General features: G+C 29.8%; 23 protein-coding genes. All 23 read right to left on the reverse strand.

The genetic code is table 11. The features are described 5' to 3' along the window. Nucleotides 1-1,449 carry a hypothetical protein gene (locus SFBMNL_RS07470; protein WP_042295099.1) on the reverse strand — a complete coding sequence of 483 codons (1,449 nt, stop codon included), beginning with the start codon at nt 1,447-1,449 and terminating at the stop codon, nt 1-3. 10 nt (nt 1,450-1,459) lie between these two features. Further along, complete coding sequence (locus SFBMNL_RS07475) at nt 1,460-1,993, reverse strand: hypothetical protein (RefSeq protein ID WP_042294040.1); 534 nt, start codon at nt 1,991-1,993, stop codon at nt 1,460-1,462. A 9-nt stretch (nt 1,994-2,002) separates the two neighbouring features. After that, nucleotides 2,003-3,742, reverse strand: coding sequence for a DUF2326 domain-containing protein (locus tag SFBMNL_RS07480; protein ID WP_042294038.1), 1,740 nt, complete (start codon nt 3,740-3,742; stop codon nt 2,003-2,005). Beyond that, nucleotides 3,730-3,975: an ABC-three component system middle component 6 gene (locus SFBMNL_RS07485; RefSeq protein ID WP_042294036.1), complete on the reverse strand. Its 246-nt coding sequence runs from the start codon at nt 3,973-3,975 to the stop codon at nt 3,730-3,732. The genes SFBMNL_RS07480 and SFBMNL_RS07485 overlap by 13 nt, the downstream gene beginning before the upstream one ends. Further along, nucleotides 3,959-4,882, reverse strand: coding sequence for an ABC-three component system protein (locus SFBMNL_RS08105; RefSeq protein ID WP_052341883.1), 924 nt, complete (start codon nt 4,880-4,882; stop codon nt 3,959-3,961). The genes SFBMNL_RS07485 and SFBMNL_RS08105 overlap by 17 nt, the downstream gene beginning before the upstream one ends. Nucleotides 4,883-5,028: 146 nt before the next feature. Further along, nucleotides 5,029-5,355: a hypothetical protein gene (locus SFBMNL_RS07495; RefSeq protein ID WP_042294034.1), complete on the reverse strand. Its 327-nt coding sequence runs from the start codon at nt 5,353-5,355 to the stop codon at nt 5,029-5,031. After that, entirely contained in the window at nt 5,348-5,920 is a 573-nt protein-coding gene (locus SFBMNL_RS07500; protein WP_042295101.1) for a phage tail protein, read from the reverse strand. Before SFBMNL_RS07500 ends, SFBMNL_RS07495 begins: the two co-directional genes overlap by 8 nt. Continuing rightward, nucleotides 5,920-6,165, reverse strand: a complete 246-nt coding sequence (locus tag SFBMNL_RS07505; protein WP_042295103.1) for a hypothetical protein — start codon at nt 6,163-6,165, stop codon at nt 5,920-5,922. Before SFBMNL_RS07505 ends, SFBMNL_RS07500 begins: the two co-directional genes overlap by 1 nt. Next, on the reverse strand, nt 6,166-7,296 hold the full coding sequence (locus SFBMNL_RS07510) for a major capsid protein (protein WP_042295104.1): 1,131 nt from the start codon (nt 7,294-7,296) through the stop codon (nt 6,166-6,168). A 2-nt stretch (nt 7,297-7,298) separates the two neighbouring features. Then, nucleotides 7,299-7,661, reverse strand: a complete 363-nt coding sequence (locus SFBMNL_RS07515; RefSeq protein WP_052341882.1) for a head decoration protein — start codon at nt 7,659-7,661, stop codon at nt 7,299-7,301. Beyond that, entirely contained in the window at nt 7,661-8,659 is a 999-nt protein-coding gene (locus SFBMNL_RS08110; protein WP_052341881.1) for a head maturation protease, ClpP-related, read from the reverse strand. The genes SFBMNL_RS07515 and SFBMNL_RS08110 overlap by 1 nt, the downstream gene beginning before the upstream one ends. After that, the gene (locus tag SFBMNL_RS07525; protein WP_042294026.1) at nt 8,660-10,213 is read right to left on the reverse strand and encodes a phage portal protein; all 1,554 of its coding nucleotides are present in this window, start codon (nt 10,211-10,213) and stop codon (nt 8,660-8,662) included. An 8-nt stretch (nt 10,214-10,221) separates the two neighbouring features. Further along, complete coding sequence (locus SFBMNL_RS07530) at nt 10,222-10,470, reverse strand: DUF6148 family protein (RefSeq protein WP_242838792.1); 249 nt, start codon at nt 10,468-10,470, stop codon at nt 10,222-10,224. Then, nucleotides 10,467-12,245, reverse strand: a complete 1,779-nt coding sequence (locus tag SFBMNL_RS07535; RefSeq protein ID WP_052341879.1) for a phage terminase large subunit family protein — start codon at nt 12,243-12,245, stop codon at nt 10,467-10,469. Before SFBMNL_RS07535 ends, SFBMNL_RS07530 begins: the two co-directional genes overlap by 4 nt. Continuing rightward, nucleotides 12,238-12,717, reverse strand: coding sequence for a hypothetical protein (locus SFBMNL_RS07540; RefSeq protein WP_042294023.1), 480 nt, complete (start codon nt 12,715-12,717; stop codon nt 12,238-12,240). The genes SFBMNL_RS07535 and SFBMNL_RS07540 overlap by 8 nt, the downstream gene beginning before the upstream one ends. Nucleotides 12,718-13,147: 430 nt before the next feature. Continuing rightward, nucleotides 13,148-13,414 carry a helix-turn-helix domain-containing protein gene (locus SFBMNL_RS07545; protein WP_052341900.1) on the reverse strand — a complete coding sequence of 89 codons (267 nt, stop codon included), beginning with the start codon at nt 13,412-13,414 and terminating at the stop codon, nt 13,148-13,150. A gap of 1 nt (nt 13,415) precedes the next feature. After that, entirely contained in the window at nt 13,416-13,781 is a 366-nt protein-coding gene (locus SFBMNL_RS07550; protein WP_042295106.1) for an HNH endonuclease, read from the reverse strand. Further along, entirely contained in the window at nt 13,765-14,016 is a 252-nt protein-coding gene (locus SFBMNL_RS07555) for a DUF3310 domain-containing protein (protein ID WP_052341901.1), read from the reverse strand. Before SFBMNL_RS07555 ends, SFBMNL_RS07550 begins: the two co-directional genes overlap by 17 nt. 68 nt (nt 14,017-14,084) lie before the next feature. Continuing rightward, on the reverse strand, nt 14,085-14,531 hold the full coding sequence (locus SFBMNL_RS07560; protein ID WP_042295107.1) for a type II toxin-antitoxin system HicB family antitoxin: 447 nt from the start codon (nt 14,529-14,531) through the stop codon (nt 14,085-14,087). 132 nt (nt 14,532-14,663) lie between these two features. Continuing rightward, complete coding sequence (locus SFBMNL_RS07565; protein ID WP_042294019.1) at nt 14,664-14,861, reverse strand: type II toxin-antitoxin system HicA family toxin; 198 nt, start codon at nt 14,859-14,861, stop codon at nt 14,664-14,666. Between the two features lie 147 nt (nt 14,862-15,008). Next, nucleotides 15,009-15,560, reverse strand: a complete 552-nt coding sequence (locus SFBMNL_RS08280) for a helix-turn-helix domain-containing protein (protein ID WP_144238983.1) — start codon at nt 15,558-15,560, stop codon at nt 15,009-15,011. A 22-nt stretch (nt 15,561-15,582) separates the two neighbouring features. Continuing rightward, nucleotides 15,583-15,828, reverse strand: coding sequence for a DUF4160 domain-containing protein (locus tag SFBMNL_RS07580; protein ID WP_369751269.1), 246 nt, complete (start codon nt 15,826-15,828; stop codon nt 15,583-15,585). Nucleotides 15,829-16,110: 282 nt separating this feature from the next. Then, entirely contained in the window at nt 16,111-16,656 is a 546-nt protein-coding gene (locus SFBMNL_RS07585; protein WP_042295112.1) for a tyrosine-type recombinase/integrase, read from the reverse strand. Between the last annotated feature and the right edge of the window lie 305 nt (nt 16,657-16,961).

The raw sequence follows: 16,961 nt of genomic DNA on the forward strand, positions 1-16,961 counted from the left end.
TTACTCTCCACCCTCAAATAATAAATTGATGCCTTTAGGAGTCCATCTAAGTAGAGCAGTTATACTCTTAACCACAAGTCCACCAGTCACATCAATATTAAATTTAAAATCTCCTTGCAGCATATCAGATGCAGGATTTTCATCATATAAAAACTCAATAGTTCCGTATAATAGTTTACCTTGACTAACGTATAAATCTAAAACATCACGCTGAAAATCGTTAATAATAGACTCAATAATCCCTTTATTAAGACCTTTATCAATCTTATCCCAAAATTTACGCTGAAAAACATTACCCAAGTGCCTTACAACCCTTACACTTGACTCATACATATCTCGTGGATCCATGCTATCACTAGTATCATAAGTATAAGCTGATGTATGTACTCCCCAAGTTCTCCACGATCCCTCAAATTTAATTGCAGTAGATATACCTACAGAATTTAACTTTTTAGCATCAATCTCATCGATATCTATATCCTTACTATTATCTAACACAAGCTTTTGTATATTTATTACCCGGTTTGATGGAGGATCATTCGGAAATTTATTTGCCTTATCTACCTTTTGAGCAACAACTGACCTTAAAACGCTTAAATGATAAATTTTTCCCTTATTATATGCTTTAGGATAATTGGTTACTTCGACTGGAGATGTGTACCCTCTATCAGTTTTACATTTAATAGCCTTATCAACTGTATTAATACTATCATCACAAGGTAAATCAGTATACGCAAAAGCATTCCAATGATTGTTTATGTTATTAGCTGCATAAATCATCTCATCATGCACTCTTTGTAAGTGAGAGTAGCCTGGACAAAGTAATAAACCTGGTATCATATTAAGTTTAGAGTACACATAAGGTAATGCTTTGATACCACTTCTTTTGCCATCTAATGCTATCTTACCTATTATTGTATCCTCGTTAACACCTGATAGATCAATCTCTTTGTATCTAACCTCTTCATCACCATCTAAGGTTGAGGATAAATCAGTTATTACTACAGTTTGTCCATCTTGACTATACTCAACTTTAAAATCTTCATCGATAATTAGGTCACTTATAGTTATTGTATTCCTTATAATGTCTCCTCCACTAAGTTTACCTACACCATTAACAAAATTAACATTAATTGCCTTCTCGATTGTCTGATTAGTGCTAGGATCTAGCACATTTATAAGTACAATCGGACCGACAACATCAAAATCATTTTTAAAATGTGCGTATATCGGTTCACACAGCGTATATTTCCAATCATCGCTATACCCAGTTTTATAAACATCATCAAAACTATTAACTACTATGGGATTATTAATTCTATCTGTATAATCTTGTAATTGATGTACTGGCAATAACCCAATATACACTGGTATAGTTACGTTGTTATAATCCTTACTTATAGTCTCACTTGATACTATATTTACATTTATCCCTCTTTTGTAACTCATATTTACCTCCTTATAAATCTAAAAAATCTTGTATCTCTTTATCAGTTGGTTGAGGGTATGCTAACCCTGACATTTTAAATAGTATTACAGCCCCATAATAAGGTGGTTCAACCCCCTCGATTAATTTTATGGTCATATCAGGCTTTATAAGCTTACCTACATCCCTGTTTATTATTAATTCTCGTCTTATTTTAGTAACAAAATTAAAAAGAGTTACATATCCATCTCCTTTGTTTGGATAGTAACTCCTCAGTCCGTTATTGTGTAGTACATTAATACCATTATCAAACACAAATACATATAACTGTATACTATATAACTCAGTCTGTCTATTATCTATTATCTCGTCGAATTCAATCGATATAAATGGATAGTTTATATTTTCTAATCGCATCTCACGAGGAGCAAACACAAAACATTTAGGGTTAACAAGCTCATATTCTCTTGTTTTAGTCTCTGCTTTAAGTTTTATCTTATTACATACATTGATCTTAAGTATATCACGTAATTTATTAAGTTGAGAATTAATTTCTATTATAACCACTCCCTTAATTTATTTATCCTCAATATCTACTTGCACACCTAATAATTTTTCAGAAACATCCTCATCTGTTAAAACTAATATTGTATTATCTTCAATTATTTCTTTATAACGTTCTTCACCTAAAATATATTTTATCCCTTTAATTTGATTCTGATTAATAGAAGCAATATATTGATTATTTGTATCACTAAATTTTTCATTTAAAACTGATATAAGTTCAGCCTTTTGTCTATCATCAATCCCATCAAATAATCTGCTATCATGAAAAATAAAATTAATTTTATGATTTTTACCCTTAAATAACAAAGTTAAATCATAACAAAATATTTTAACATTATTAATTCCATCCGAATTATCAGATTCTATTTTTGCCTCAATATTGAACCTTTGTTTATTGCTACCATCATTATTTTCAATCGTCAAACCTACAACATTATTTGGATAAAATCGTTTCGCGATATCTCTAAAATAATTCCTCAATTCATTCACTTCAGAATAAGTATCAATTAAATATTTATCAGTTATACCTGACTGTTCAATTTGCTCTTTTTCTATGTTACGTAATCTATCCCTATATTCTATTTGTAAATCGTGATACTTTTTCAAACTATCACGATTTGATTTTAAATTGGATAATTTTTCACTTAACTTAACAAAAACATCTAAAGCACCATGCTCACCTAAATATATCATCAATTTATCAAATTCAATTTGTAAGTTTCTTGCATTTTCATTTTCTTCGCTCAATTGTTTTTCTAGTTTTATCTTCTGCTCATATAATCTCCTTTTACGGCTATCAATTAATTTTTTGTAAAATTCTTCTAAATCCTCTAATCTTTTTGTTATTAGTTCACTGAAATAAATATTAGATTCTTCATATATTTTTAAAATATTTCTAGCATTTTCATCGCTAGGCTTAATTTGTAAACTCTCATTTACTAAATCCAAATTATTACTTAGTAAAATAATCTTATTTCTTAATTCAAATAATTCTTTTTCAATTTTATTAGCCTGTATCTGTATATCATAATAATTTTCAGCCACTTTAAAATCTTTTAAGTCATTCTCTAATTTACTTATCTGATCATCCAAGTCATCAATAGTTAACGATACATCCCTCTTACCTAATAAAAACTTACGTAATAAATCATCTTTTTCGAAATTCTTTTCAAATTTCTGAATTCTATCTTGTTCGACTTTTAAATTATGCTTATCTTGAGCTAAGGTTACATTTAGTCCTAACAAAAATGAATTATATAACATTTTCTGATAAGGATTGGGAACAGCTTGTGCCTCATCAAAATTAACATAACTTTTCCTATTAGGTCTTATAAAAAAAGGAATCAATGATCTAAAAGATAAGTAACTTATGTCATTAGGTATGTTAAAACATAAATCTTGCATTATTTTATTAAAATTATTTATAGACAATTCCTTACCATTTAAAATAACACGATTAGGATCTGATGTTTTCCTTTCAGCCCTGTAAATTGTTCTATTAATTTCAAAGTCTAAATAAAACTCCCAGTCCACTAATTCAGAACAAAAAGAATTATAATGTTTACTATCTGCTCCTAAACAAAAATGAATTATTTTTATTACTAATGATTTTCCAACTCCATTATATGTTTTGCTTACATCGTAATTATCCTCATTTTTTTGTTTGGCTACTATAAAATTTAATCCAAACTTATTAAATTTAATTGTTTTAAAATTACTCTTATTGGCTGATATTTTTATGAGATACATCTGACAATACCTCCATTTCTCTCTTCTATTGCTCCAATTGAGTTCAGAAAAACTAGAGTAATTAAAAAATTATCAAAATTGTGCTTTGATTTATATTTATCTTCTGACAAATCTTTCTGATATTCATTCCACAAAAAATCTACCGTACTTTCTGAGGATATTTTTTTTAAAATATATGCTCCAAAACCAAGTAAAGATTCTGAAAACTTAATATGTTTATTTGGTATAATCATTTTTATCCTCCTTTGGTTCTTCAAATATATCACAAGTTTCAAAATATTTAGCCATTATCACTATTACCACACACTGATATGCATATTGCTGTATAGGAGTAAGAGTATTTAGTATAGAAAGAAATAGAGAATCTCCTGCTTCCTTACCTTTAAATGTTTCATATGTATCGCTTAATTTCTCTTTTAAAGAATTTGATAAAAAAATACTATTATTTGATAAATATTCATCTAGACTAACTAATTGAATAGAAGCACTATCTAAATATTTTTTAACTCCTTCAGATAAATTGTTATATTTTATTTTTTCTTCCCAATCTGGAACTGTAATTTTATCATCCATACTAATATCTAATGGTAATGACATTATATGATCAATAACTTCATTTAATATAGAATAATCAATTCTTTTAATATAATCTAAATTTGGTAATATCCCAATTATACTAATAATTTCATCATCTTCTAATTCTTCAAATAAAATATTTTCAAGATCTTTTGCTATAAGTATTTCTGCATCCTCTAATTTATAATTTTTTTTTATTTGTTGCATTATCTGCTCAGCATCTGCATTAACACCTTTATACTTATCATTTATAACAAAGTAAAATTTTTTAACTGGAGTCCACTGTTCTATTAATCTCTTAAAATCTGTACATATTTTATTTACAGTATTACGATAGGACTTTTCAATTTCTTCTGGGGCATATACTTGATAAAATGTTCCTGTACTTTTTATATAACCATCATTCTTTCTATCACCTATATTACCCCAAGGTTTAATGGGTTTAAATCCCTTCTCAGCATAATTCATTATTGATATAAATAAATCTTCAAAAGCTTGACCATTACTTGTAAAAATCTTATTCCTAAACATCAATCTGGCAAGTAATTTTTCTTGATTATTCATATAAAACCCCTCGTAATAATCATATAATAAATATTTAGACGATCATAACAATTTAATTAACCTGTTTTAATTATACTAACTAGGCAATTGTTTTATCAAGGAATTTACACAATATTACTAATATACTAATTAAATTACTTAAATATTTAAATCCACTCCTTTATAGACCCTTGAGTTGATCTTTTTAATACTAGTTGATACATTCCGCCTTGTTTATCCTTTGATAGTACAGTATAAAACATTCCATTATAATCTACATAATTATCAATATTAATACTATCAAGGTCTTGCACCCTGCAATATATCATCAATAGGTCTTCATACAGTAAATCAGCATTATTATTTTTATACTCTTTGACCCCATCACTGTCTTCTACTACAATAATAAACCTACCATTTATAGACGATTCCTCGCCAAATTCCTCTGTGTTGACAAATACATCAAGGTCTGCATCTAAAATATCCTTAAACATTACTTAACTCCATTAACCGCTTGAACTCTTTATCATAGGTTTCTGACCCTATTTTTAATATATGTTTTGATACATCTTTATTATCAGCCATTTTAGCAACTGGTACTGTCCTAACTTGCGATGTACTATATCTTTTTTCCGATACTCTACGAGCTACTATAAGTTTAGACCCACCTACTCGCATTAAAAATGGTTTATATCTTCCGCCAGATAAATTCTTATGGCTACCCTTTTTAATATGTACTTTAATTTTTTGTCCTCTGTATGCCCCTCGTTTTTTTCTCGATCCTGACATTATTTTAATGGTCTTAAGCATAGGAGCAATTATTGGTGTAGCATGACTTTTAAAAGTCATGCTAGACTCTGGGTTGCTGTAACTTGCTCTCTTGATTTTTATGGTCTTAGATACATCTTTAGCCTTTAAATTGTATTTACTCTGGATTATCCTCCTTGACTCCGTTTTAATCTTAGCAACAGCTTTATTTTTAGCTCTACAATCTGACTTAACAACTTTAGATGCTAATTTATTTATATCCTTCTTAATATCTTTAATATTACTCCCCATTATAATGCATCTCTTAAATCATCTATTGTTTTATTTTCTCTGCTATCAGTCTTATCATTTATATTATCATTAGCCACAACATTATTTTGTTTAGTTAGTACCCTAAATAGCTCTTCATTAACCTCTACGCATAATTTTGATTTTATGAGCTTTTCTCCGATATCTTTTTTGCATTCTAGCATCTCACCTGTATTATATACTCTATCTTTATAATTAACCTTACCTTTTATAACTTTAATATACAACTAAACCACCACCTTAATCGATGTCCACATATCCACATCAGATATTTTGGGCAAAGGTCTAGAATACAAACTTAATTGTTTAATATTATCATAATGATTAATTAATATCTTAGGTACTCTCTTTTGTGCATACGTTACAAGCTCGCTCGAATCTGGATGGGGTATTATTGTTATAGCTCCATAAAGCATCTCTCCAATATTTTTAGGAGTTATTATAGCAGTATTAGGATCTAAATAAGGTGTTAAATCACCATCACTATTATTATACCAAGCATTATGCGAGTACATTTGTAAATTACCTATAATAGGACCACTAATTTGACCTAGGTAAGAATATCCTTCTCCCGACTCATTTGACATTACTGTAGGATCTATAGACCCAAGATTAATCCGTCTATTATCTAACGCATCTAATATCGATTTATTTTTAAGCATGTAAGACCACGCTTCGTGACCAATTATAATAACCTCAGGGTTATATCCAGCTTGTCTTATATCTAATGCCTTCTTCTCAATCATTCCATATATATCAGCATTAGCATTACTCCATTCTTTATCTCCTGTTAATTGCTCACACTTATTTTTATCATATTCCACTTTAACTGTATTAACGGGTTTAGTTTTATCTAAACTATACTCCTCAATTGTTACAATGCCAGTTTGCAAAAGTTCAGCACACATAAGCTCTTCCCTGCGTGTTATCATATTATCAAGTCTCACATAATCGAGCATCTGCAAGGTTACTGCTCTCTCATCTGGGGTAAGTCCTGCATACTCAAGCTCTCCAGGTAATCTTTTATTAAGCACATCTCTATCATATATAGTATTGATACCTATGTATGGAGTTTTATACCTCTTAGTTATAAATCCCTCTCTTGATGTATTTACGATTTCTACTCCTTCAAATACAAAGGGTGCAACAGATCTTTTATCTTTATAAAAATCCATATCCACTTCCTCTGTATCAAACAAAATTGATTGGCTGAAGAAATTTTTTATAAAGAAAGTAGATACCTGCATATTTTTAATATAGGCATCTAACATCTTTTTAGGTTTATACGCATCATCTCCAGCATTGTTGGAAAACATATTGTTAGTTAGATTAAGTATTGTACTCTCATTGATTATCACGCTTACACCTCCGTAGCAATATAGATATTTACAATCCTAAGATCATCCACACAATTTAAAATATTGTCATTGTCATCTATGTACACTTGACTTAAATTAAATTGACCTGATGTATAACATGTAGCAGTAATATCTCCTAAATTAACATTATGAGCTAACACACAATTTGGTGTTTGAGATCCATCTACTGCACTAGTATTAACTAATTTATACTTACCGCTACTCGTTACTTTGCCAAGTATTGCACCCTTATTTAGTTCTGTCTGATCGTTTTCTAGCTCTACCGTAGCTGTTATTAGAGGATATTTAACACCACCTAGCATACTATTTCTATCGCACGATCCAATATCCTTAATATAATCCATTACTTACATCCCCCTCTCTCAAACGCTCTAGCGATAATGTTAAATATATTAGTCATATCTGCATTATTTTCAGTCTCTAATGTTTTACCCTTATTGTTATCTATACTATATGATGCTACATCATTAACTCCCGATTCTCTATTAACATTAACATGATTCAAAAAAGCTCCCATGCCATTAACCTTATTTTGTTTAATTGCTTCGTAAGCTAGTTTCTCAGCATTCCAATTAAGTTCATATTTAGCTTTATCGACTAAATCTTTATCTATCATGTTAGCTATACCATCTATAGCTTTTAATCTTTCTCTTTCTGCTGTTACTTCGTTCATAGATACTTCCCCTTTGCCTTCAAAATTAAAAGGTACTTGCAAATAACCACAATCTAGGCTATTAACAAATACCTTATTATTTTTGTTTTCGTATTTAACATTATTGTTATATAAAACAATATCAGCAAATCCCATCTCTGCCGCGTCTTTAGCTGTAATCCATGTTTCTTTGGACATCATTTCATACAGCTCCTCTTTTGATATTTTTACTTTTGATAGATATGACTCTATTATCGACTCTTTTATTTTATCGAGTGCTTGAGTATTAGATTTCAATTCTTCTTTATTATAATTGCCGTTTAATATTGTAGTAGGGTCGTGTATCATCAATAGAGAGTTAACAGGCATATATACAATATCAGCAGCCATTAATATAATAGTTGCAGCACTGGCTGCTATACCATCAACATAACAATTTATTTTAGATTTGCACCTTTTAAGCTTATTATATATTCCGCATGCTGCAAATACAGATCCCCCAGTACTATTTATATAGACGTTTATAGCATCTTTATTTTTATACTTATCAAGCTCACGTATAAACTTATTTTCTGATGTATATTGCTCTCCATAATATTCTTTTATCCAGTTATCATCGCTCTCTATCATCCCTTTAATATAGAGATCAATAGAATTAGGTGTTTCATCTTTAAAATTCCAAAAATTCACTCAATTACCCTCCTTAACATTATTAACTGTATATAATCCCTGGTTTTCTCTCTCTAATACCCTTAGATTGCTCTCAAAGTCCATTCCTGTAAGCTCTTGAGCCTCTTTTTCACGCGTTGAAAAACCATTATCTATCCTTAATTTTGCTGCTTGAACCTCTTTCACTGGGTCTATTTGACCTTGTGCGATCCCAATCCATGTAGCACTACTCCATAATTTCATCATAGATTTACTAGAAAAATACCCTCTCGCCTTAATTTTACCCTTACTTATAGCCTCAAAAAGCCACATCTCGTAAACTGGTTGACAAAAATCACTTATGAACCACTCCCTATTAAGTCTAAATAACCTCCAAGCTTCAAGGAGTGCTGCTCTTGATGCACTATAAGAGCTGTTAAAACTCTTAACTAATACTTCATAAGGTATTTCTAGGGTTGCCCCTATAAGTTTTGTTATTTGGCTTGAGAACGACTCGAAAGAACTAGACGGTCTCTTAGGATCAGAGAAAACAACCTTCTCACCACTACCTAGCACATTTATGGTACCAGCTCCTAATTCATAATTTTCGGCTCTTTCTTCAGCTGTTAAAACTGATTCATCATCTAGGATAGATCTTTGAAACGGCATAGAAGTTGGATCTGCAACATTTTCTATAAATACAGAATAAAATGAGTTAATAATCGCTGCTGTAACCTCTGCCTCTGTGTATCTTTCCATACTTTTTATAAGCTCAATTATAGGCGATAAAAAAGGGACTCCTCTATATTGTCCTGCCCTTTCAGCGTTAAAACTAAACAAAACGTTAGGAAATCCCGTGTATTCATTATACGCTTTTATTCTAGTCCATTTAATCGGATTATTATAATTAAATCCAACTTGTGGATGATTATTACTTATCCAGTATGCTAATGGTTTACCTCTATTATTAACCTCTATGCCACTTATAATCTTGTTGCCATCCCTAGTTAAATTAACTGCTACCGATCCATCTGGATTACTTAATCTATCTGACTCAACTAGATGTAGTTTTAAATCATAATCATCAGTCATGTCACTATAATTAACCAGTGCTATAGCATCCCCATTGAGGAGCACTCCAAGAAGTGCCATAGACTGGAGCTCGTAAAAATTATTAAGTCCTAGATAGTCACACTCTTTAGATGTCGCCCATATACTAAACTCCCTCTCAACATTTTTACACCATCGTCTACCTTCTTCTCTCGTTAATCCTAAGGATTCGTAATCTATATTGGGTTTAAGCTTTAATCCACTACCAACAATATTAGATCTCATAACTTTAATAGCTGCAGTTCCAAGCCCTCCACCCATGTACAGACTTCTCGATCTCTGCCTTAATATATGTAAATTATCATTAATATCCTCTAATGGAGATTTAGATGATGCTGTCCAACCTCTAAGGGAGTTTTTTCTTTTCGACGCTCCACTCTGGCTATACCCAGAGTTAACAATTGTATGGGTTGTAGATCTATCTCTAATCCTTTTTAATCCCCATGCAGGGCTTATGTAATTAATTGCTTTATCAATCCAATTCATAACATCTCCTATAGATCTCTAATAACTACTCTATAACTCTTTCTTAGACCTTGACCTTTTAATTGTAACTCTAATTCTTTCTTCTTAAGGATCAGATTATCAATCATTTCTCTAACCTCTTTTAGGTTTGCCCTCTCCAAGGTCTTACTCCCTATAGTGTAGCTTTGTGCACCCTCTAATATTTTAGATTCTGCTTCTAAATATATAGCTAACCGTTCATTTACAACATCTAATTCTCTTAATATTTCCCTTCTCACATATCCCAAATACTCCTCCTCCTTTTTCTTTTTATAGGTCTTGCGGTTTCTTTTTTACTATTTTGTCTTACAAATATACTCTTGTAGTTATCCCATCTAGGGAGAATAAATTTAAGAGCACAATAAGCATATACTCTGCAATCTAAGGCTTCATTCCTTTTTCTGATACTCTGCCACACATATTGGGTTGACCCTCCAACACTCTTTAATACCCTTTTCTCCGAGAATAGCTGGTTAAAATACTCTAGATTATACTCTTCAGATCGTGGAAAATGTGCTCTAAAGACAGTACTATCAGGATCACACATCTGTAGTACGTGCTCTTTACCGTTATTAACTCCTAATAATATAAGATAAATACCATAACTTTTAATAAATGTAGGATTTGGGTGTATTAATCCTTCATTTATTGCATTTCTTCCCTTTATTGCAAATATGCGTTTCATTTTGCTTGCAAATTCGTATACCTTATCAGTATAGTGCCCTCCAGAGTCGATAAAACTCATACTTATTGTGAGAGTAGTTCCATCTTCTTTTTCATATTCTGTGTTTAATATACTGTATAACTCTTCCCATACTCGTCCGATAGATGGGTTGCCTACAATAACACCTTTTTGTATACCCCAGCTTTCGTCATCGTCGGCCCATCCTACAATCTCATACTCTAATCTATTATCCTGAGTATCTATTCCGCATGTTAATACCTTAACTTGATCAGGTATCTTAATGTAATCCTCACGGAGTCCATATAACTTTTGAGCATTACCAACATCTCCTTTAACCTCAAAAGGCAAACCTAAAACTGTATTATAAAATACTTGCAGTTGTGAATCTCCAGCTCTTTTTGATCTCTTATAATCTTTTGCGATACTCTCCCAACTAACCCAAGGAGATGCAAATGCATTAAGATTATAACTCTTAATCTTAGCATCAGGTGTATTATGATACCATCTACCCTTAATACTATTACTTTTCCACTCATGCTCACTTGCATAACTACCACAACGAGTACAGTACATCTCATATGTATCAATATCTAAATACTCAAAATTAAGCTCTTGATACTCGTGACAATTAGGACAGGGTAATTCCCACACTCCTCTACTACCTTTGTTATAGCATTCCTCGATTTTGCTAGCATCTTTGAGTGTGGGAGTTGATACCTTTATTATCTTGCGATCAAAAAATGTTGTGGTACGTTTCTCAACTATCGTAACCGGATCTCCCTCTTTACCTGCAGACACTGGGTAACGGTCAATCTCATCGCATAAAAGTACTTTAATTGGTCTAGATGCAAGGGATGATGGTGCATTTGCCCCAACAATTGTGATATGCCCACCCTCAAATCCTTTATGAAGCTTAGTGTTACTAGAATTTCTACTCTTAGCTTCATACACCTTACCCTTAAGAACTTCTGTATCTCTTATCATAGTTGATAACCTGTCCTCCGAGAACGCATTAGCAATCTCTTCTGTTGGGAGTACTACCATAATCGGAGATGGATCTTGATGTATACAATACCCAATAAGGTTAAGGATAAGCTCTGTTTTACCAACTTGGGCTGAAGCCATTATTACAACCTCCTCGATACTCTTATCGCTTATTGCTCTCATGGGTTCCATCATATATGGAGTCCTCTTTGTATCCCATTTACCAATCTCAGAGGATGACTCAGGGGAGAGTTCCCTATACTTATCAGCCCACTCAACTAGGTCAAAATCTGATATAGATAATATATTAAGGCACTCAGTATACCAATCCTTTAATTTATCCATCAAAATTACCCTTAGATATATTGTTAAGTGCAGTTATAACAAGGTTATGTATCTTAGATTTAACATCCCTTCTCATATCATCATCTGTCATTAAATACCCAAGCTCCATAACAATTTTATTCTCAAGATTAAGACAAGATCTTTTAAAAGCTATAAATCCATCATTAAGATTTTTAATCACTTCTTCTTTGGGTAGGTAATCTTCTTTTTCAATCTTAAGTTTAAGATCATGTAATTCTGACTGAGCTTTTTTAAGATCTATCTCATATTTCAATTTTTGCTCTTGTAATGATAAATTTTCTAAATTCTCCGCCCCTATTTCCCCTCCTCCGATTACACCTCTCCATTTTAAAACTTCCTTCAAATTATAACTATGCCCTTTTCTCGGACACCCCTTATTTACCCATCTTGTAATGGTTCTAGCATCAACTTCCAAAAATTCAGCAAGTTCTTTTTTCTTCATCAAAATCATAAAAATCACCTCCAAAAAACCAAATTAAAAAAGGACAAGGACACGATTTTTTTTGATGAAAACTAGAGATATTTCGGGGTCACGGCACCGCAATGGTTTTAATACTCTGGAAGTACCTATAAAAATAATACTCCTCAAATAAAAAATTAAGTATACCATGTTGTTAATTATCATCAATAACATAAATCTATTTACATATCCTAATTTTAATTATCCTATATTCTCCATGTATAATTAAATTTTTATACTACTCTCCTATAATATAAACATCTAAAAATATTTTTAATTTTTTTGTATGACTAATTAGTCATACAATTTGTCATACAATGTCATACAATTTGTCACACAATTTGTCATACAAATTCTAAAATATAAAATAGGGTGTAGTAATTTTTTATAGAAATTATCATCCCTTTTAATTCAATATAAATTATAAATTTGGGTTACTTCTGTTATTTTCATAAAAATTATTAAATTCATTTTCATTCAATATAATTGTTACATCTATATTTAGCATCTCTGTTATTATTTTGAGTTTATATATTGGTACATCATTAATACCAGTTTCAATTTTATTTATTGTGGATCTAGATTTATATCCACACATTTTTGCTAATTCGTATTGTGATAATCCACCTAATCTCCTAATCTTTTTAATTCGCTTACCAATATCTTTCAAATATTTAGATCTATTCATATTAAAACCTATTATGTATCTTGTTGTGACAATCAGCACAAAGCGTTATTAAATTATTCTCGTCTAGTGCCTTATTAAAATCATCTTTAACCCCAATAATATGATGGACTGTATTACATATAATCATCTTGTTATCCTTTATACACTCTTGGCAAATGTAATTATCTCTCCTTAGTATATAATCCCTAACTATTTTCCACTGTACACTTTTATAAAATTTTCTGTATTTATCGCCCTTACGTTTATCATCATAATCCTTACGCCATCTCTTTAATTGATCTTTAGGAACACCTTTATGTTCGTCACAATATTTATCTTTTAAGTTTATTAAATTATTACATCCAAACTTATTACATAACTTTTTCATTTTTATGATCAACCATCCAAGTTAAATATGTTATTGCCTTTTTAATATCTTTAATTTCTCCACCCTTGCTATTGTATCTGCTGAGATATTTAATTGCATTACCAATTAAATATCCCTCAAATTGATTTCTTGTTAATTTATCTTTTATAAAATATATCGTTTCAACATCTCCCGAATAATGATTCGATGTCAAAATATAATCATACATATTGTTATTTCTATCTATATTAATCATTTTATATTTCCTTCCAAATGTTGAAATAAAAATAGTTGTTGCAAAACTTACAACAACTATTTAAATATTTACTCTTTATTAATTCCATACATCTTGTCTTTAGCACGATTTATTTCATCTAATAATGCATTTTGTAACACTTTAGAAAAATTTATTCCTAATTCTAAAGCCTCGTCATTCATCCATTTAGGTATTGTTAAATTCTTTTTAACAGATTTATCAAAATGCTTTTTAGCATAATCATCTGCATCAACTGTTACTATTTGTTTAATAGCTTCTACATAATCTCCTTCTGTTTTTTCATCAACCTCAACCAAATTTAAATCAAGTGTTGGTTTCGGTATTTCTTGATTTTGTTCCTTACACCACCTAATTTCTCCCGCTAAACAATCAATAGCCATCCTTGTTGCATCTTCCAAATCCCTTCCATGTGTTGTTACTCTAAAATCAGGAAATGTTACACTATAAGCCCCATCTTCAAGCTTATAAAATACTGCTGGATATGAAACTAACATTTTAAAACTTCCCTTCTTGAACCTAAGAGAAAATTAATAAACTTTATAAGATCTAATATAAATTTAAATCATTGAAAAAATATTTATTTGTTTTGTGATACTTAGGAGTTAATCTCCTAAGTATCTTTAAATCTATTTTAATCTCACTTCAATTCCTGCATATTTAAAAATAGATTTTAATGTTTTAATATCTATATCTTTATTAGTATGTTTAGGTATTGTAATTTTTCCTTTTTTCATGGGATGTATATAATGAAAATGTGAACCTTTAGAATTCTTTTCTATCCATCCATTTTCTTTTAATATTTTTTCAACTTGTCTAAAATTCATTAATTTCCTCCCTCCTTATATAATGAGTATATCATATAATACCGATTATGTCAATACTTATTTTAAAAATTTTTATTTATTTATATTTTAAAATGACAATCGATGTAAATAAAAAGTGGTTGTTGCAAAAAATGTGCAACTACCACTCTATTTATTATCTACTATTTTTAACTTACAATTTAAAGCATTAGCAATTTTTAAAATAGTATCCATTCTAGGTATAACTTTTTTGGTTTCAAAACGAGCTATAACAGACTGTGTTAATCCCGTTTTATTGGATAAATCCTGTTGAGTTAATCCTTCGTCTTGTCGTTTTCTAATTAAATAATCTATAATTTCATTTATGCCTAGATCTTGAGGAATACTTTTAACATACAAAGTATCAGAACTTAAATCAACTTTATTACTCCAATTTAAATTACTATCAATATTTGGATCTTTATCCCAAGATACTGTATTACTTTCATCTAGATATACTCTTTTAAAATTATTATAATCACTTAAAAATTCAAATACAGTTCCTTTTTCTATTAAATGATTGCAATCATATTTCCGTATTTCACCATTATCAAATCTAAGAGTCAATGTATAATCATCATTTGGGATAACTTCTATAATTGTTCTTTCACCTGTTGCAAAATATTTAGCCATATCATAATCCATGCCTCTATCAAGATAATACTTTATTTTTTTATCCATATTATTCCTCCTATAGAACCGTTTATCTTAACGGTTCTATGTCAAATAATTCATGATTATTTTTAGCTAGTTCCCAATTTTCTAATAACTCTTCTTGATGCAATGCTGTCCAACCTAAAACCATTTTTAATTGTTTATTAGGTATTTCCCCTCTTAATACATCAATCTTGTTAATATCTATTGATACTTTTTGATTTCCATATTGTGCATGAAAATGTGGTGGATTATGCTCTTTCCAATTAATATAAATTTTAATCCCTCTAAACATACATATCGTAGGCATAAATTCAACTCCCTTACTTAGTATATTATAATTATAGCATTAATGCTATAATTATTCAAGAGTTAACTTATAAATAATTTTATTTTTATACTATTATTTTATATATCAAACTTAACATATTGTATAATTGTGTTAAATTCCATTACATCTTACAAACCTGCTTATTTACTAGATTATGTATTTTTTACACCTTTGAATTAAACCTGCTCTCAATATGGATAGTTCTATTCAAAAAAATAAAAAAGACCTTCATTTTTAAATGAAAATCTACCAAAATTTTAAATTATTTATTGATTTTTTTATGGTCTCAGAATTTACACCAATATAACGAAATGTAATATCTGTATGAGAATGATTAAATATTTTTTGAAGAATTATGATATCTTTATTAGTTTTATAATGAAAATATCCAAATGTTTTACGTAGACTGTGTGGTGATATTCTCAAGTCAAATCTATCTCCACAACTTTTGATTATTTGGAATGCTCTAGCTCTACTTATTGGATTCTCTCCATTATCTCTATAAGATATTATATACTCTCTATCATCTCTATTTTTAATAAATGATTTTAAAATATTTTGTAGATTAGGATTAATATTTAAAGTCTTTCTCTTACCTGTTTTTTTCTCAACTAATATAAATTCATTTTTATTTTTTACATCTCTAACTTTAAGGTTTAAAATATCCGTTATTCTAAGTCCTGAATAAACAGCAAGTGAAAATAGTACATAATCCCTTTTATTATTAGATTTTAAATATCTAGCTATACCTCCTAACAATTCCTTGTCTCTTATTGGTTCTGTATAATTCATCTCATTATCTTATTTATCACCTATAAAATCTAATGATTTTTCATCTATTTCTTTAAGTCCATCCAGACAGTCAATATTATATATCTTATTTATTTTTAACAAAGCATGAACACCTCTTAATAAAAAACAATAAATCCTCATTTACTTACTTAAAATAAGGATTTATCTTTGTAATTTATAAAATATTTAATCCGACATAATTTAATCTTTATTTTTATAGATCATTTTGTCTAACAATGTAAAAATTTATGGTTAGCACTATGTAAATTCAAATCAATATACTTTAGTACTTTATCATTTTAACA

Origin of the sequence: Candidatus Arthromitus sp. SFB-mouse-NL (assembly GCF_000709435.1) — a bacterium.
In the GTDB taxonomy this organism is placed as follows: domain Bacteria; phylum Bacillota; class Clostridia; order Clostridiales; family Clostridiaceae; genus Dwaynesavagella.

Bases quoted from the DNA above. Each gene is read 5' to 3' on its own strand.
- SFBMNL_RS07470 (WP_042295099.1), bottom strand. From the start codon at position 1,449: ATGAGTTACAAAAGAGGGATAAATGTAAATATAGTATCAAGTGAGACT.
- SFBMNL_RS07480 (WP_042294038.1), bottom strand. From the start codon at position 3,742: ATGTATCTCATAAAAATATCAGCCAATAAGAGTAATTTTAAAACAATT.
- SFBMNL_RS07485 (WP_042294036.1), bottom strand. From the start codon at position 3,975: ATGATTATACCAAATAAACATATTAAGTTTTCAGAATCTTTACTTGGT.
- SFBMNL_RS08105 (WP_052341883.1), bottom strand. From the start codon at position 4,882: ATGAATAATCAAGAAAAATTACTTGCCAGATTGATGTTTAGGAATAAG.
- SFBMNL_RS07495 (WP_042294034.1), bottom strand. From the start codon at position 5,355: ATGTTTAAGGATATTTTAGATGCAGACCTTGATGTATTTGTCAACACA.
- SFBMNL_RS07500 (WP_042295101.1), bottom strand. From the start codon at position 5,920: ATGGGGAGTAATATTAAAGATATTAAGAAGGATATAAATAAATTAGCA.
- SFBMNL_RS07515 (WP_052341882.1), bottom strand. From the start codon at position 7,661: ATGGATTATATTAAGGATATTGGATCGTGCGATAGAAATAGTATGCTA.
- SFBMNL_RS07525 (WP_042294026.1), bottom strand. From the start codon at position 10,213: ATGAATTGGATTGATAAAGCAATTAATTACATAAGCCCTGCATGGGGA.
- SFBMNL_RS07535 (WP_052341879.1), bottom strand. From the start codon at position 12,245: ATGGATAAATTAAAGGATTGGTATACTGAGTGCCTTAATATATTATCT.
- SFBMNL_RS07540 (WP_042294023.1), bottom strand. From the start codon at position 12,717: ATGATTTTGATGAAGAAAAAAGAACTTGCTGAATTTTTGGAAGTTGAT.
- SFBMNL_RS07545 (WP_052341900.1), bottom strand. From the start codon at position 13,414: ATGAATAGATCTAAATATTTGAAAGATATTGGTAAGCGAATTAAAAAG.
- SFBMNL_RS07550 (WP_042295106.1), bottom strand. From the start codon at position 13,781: ATGAAAAAGTTATGTAATAAGTTTGGATGTAATAATTTAATAAACTTA.
- SFBMNL_RS07555 (WP_052341901.1), bottom strand. From the start codon at position 14,016: ATGATTAATATAGATAGAAATAACAATATGTATGATTATATTTTGACA.
- SFBMNL_RS07560 (WP_042295107.1), bottom strand. From the start codon at position 14,531: ATGTTAGTTTCATATCCAGCAGTATTTTATAAGCTTGAAGATGGGGCT.
- SFBMNL_RS07565 (WP_042294019.1), bottom strand. From the start codon at position 14,861: ATGAATTTTAGACAAGTTGAAAAAATATTAAAAGAAAATGGATGGATA.
- SFBMNL_RS08280 (WP_144238983.1), bottom strand. From the start codon at position 15,560: ATGGATAAAAAAATAAAGTATTATCTTGATAGAGGCATGGATTATGAT.
- SFBMNL_RS07580 (WP_369751269.1), bottom strand. From the start codon at position 15,828: ATGTTTAGAGGGATTAAAATTTATATTAATTGGAAAGAGCATAATCCA.
- SFBMNL_RS07585 (WP_042295112.1), bottom strand. From the start codon at position 16,656: ATGAATTATACAGAACCAATAAGAGACAAGGAATTGTTAGGAGGTATA.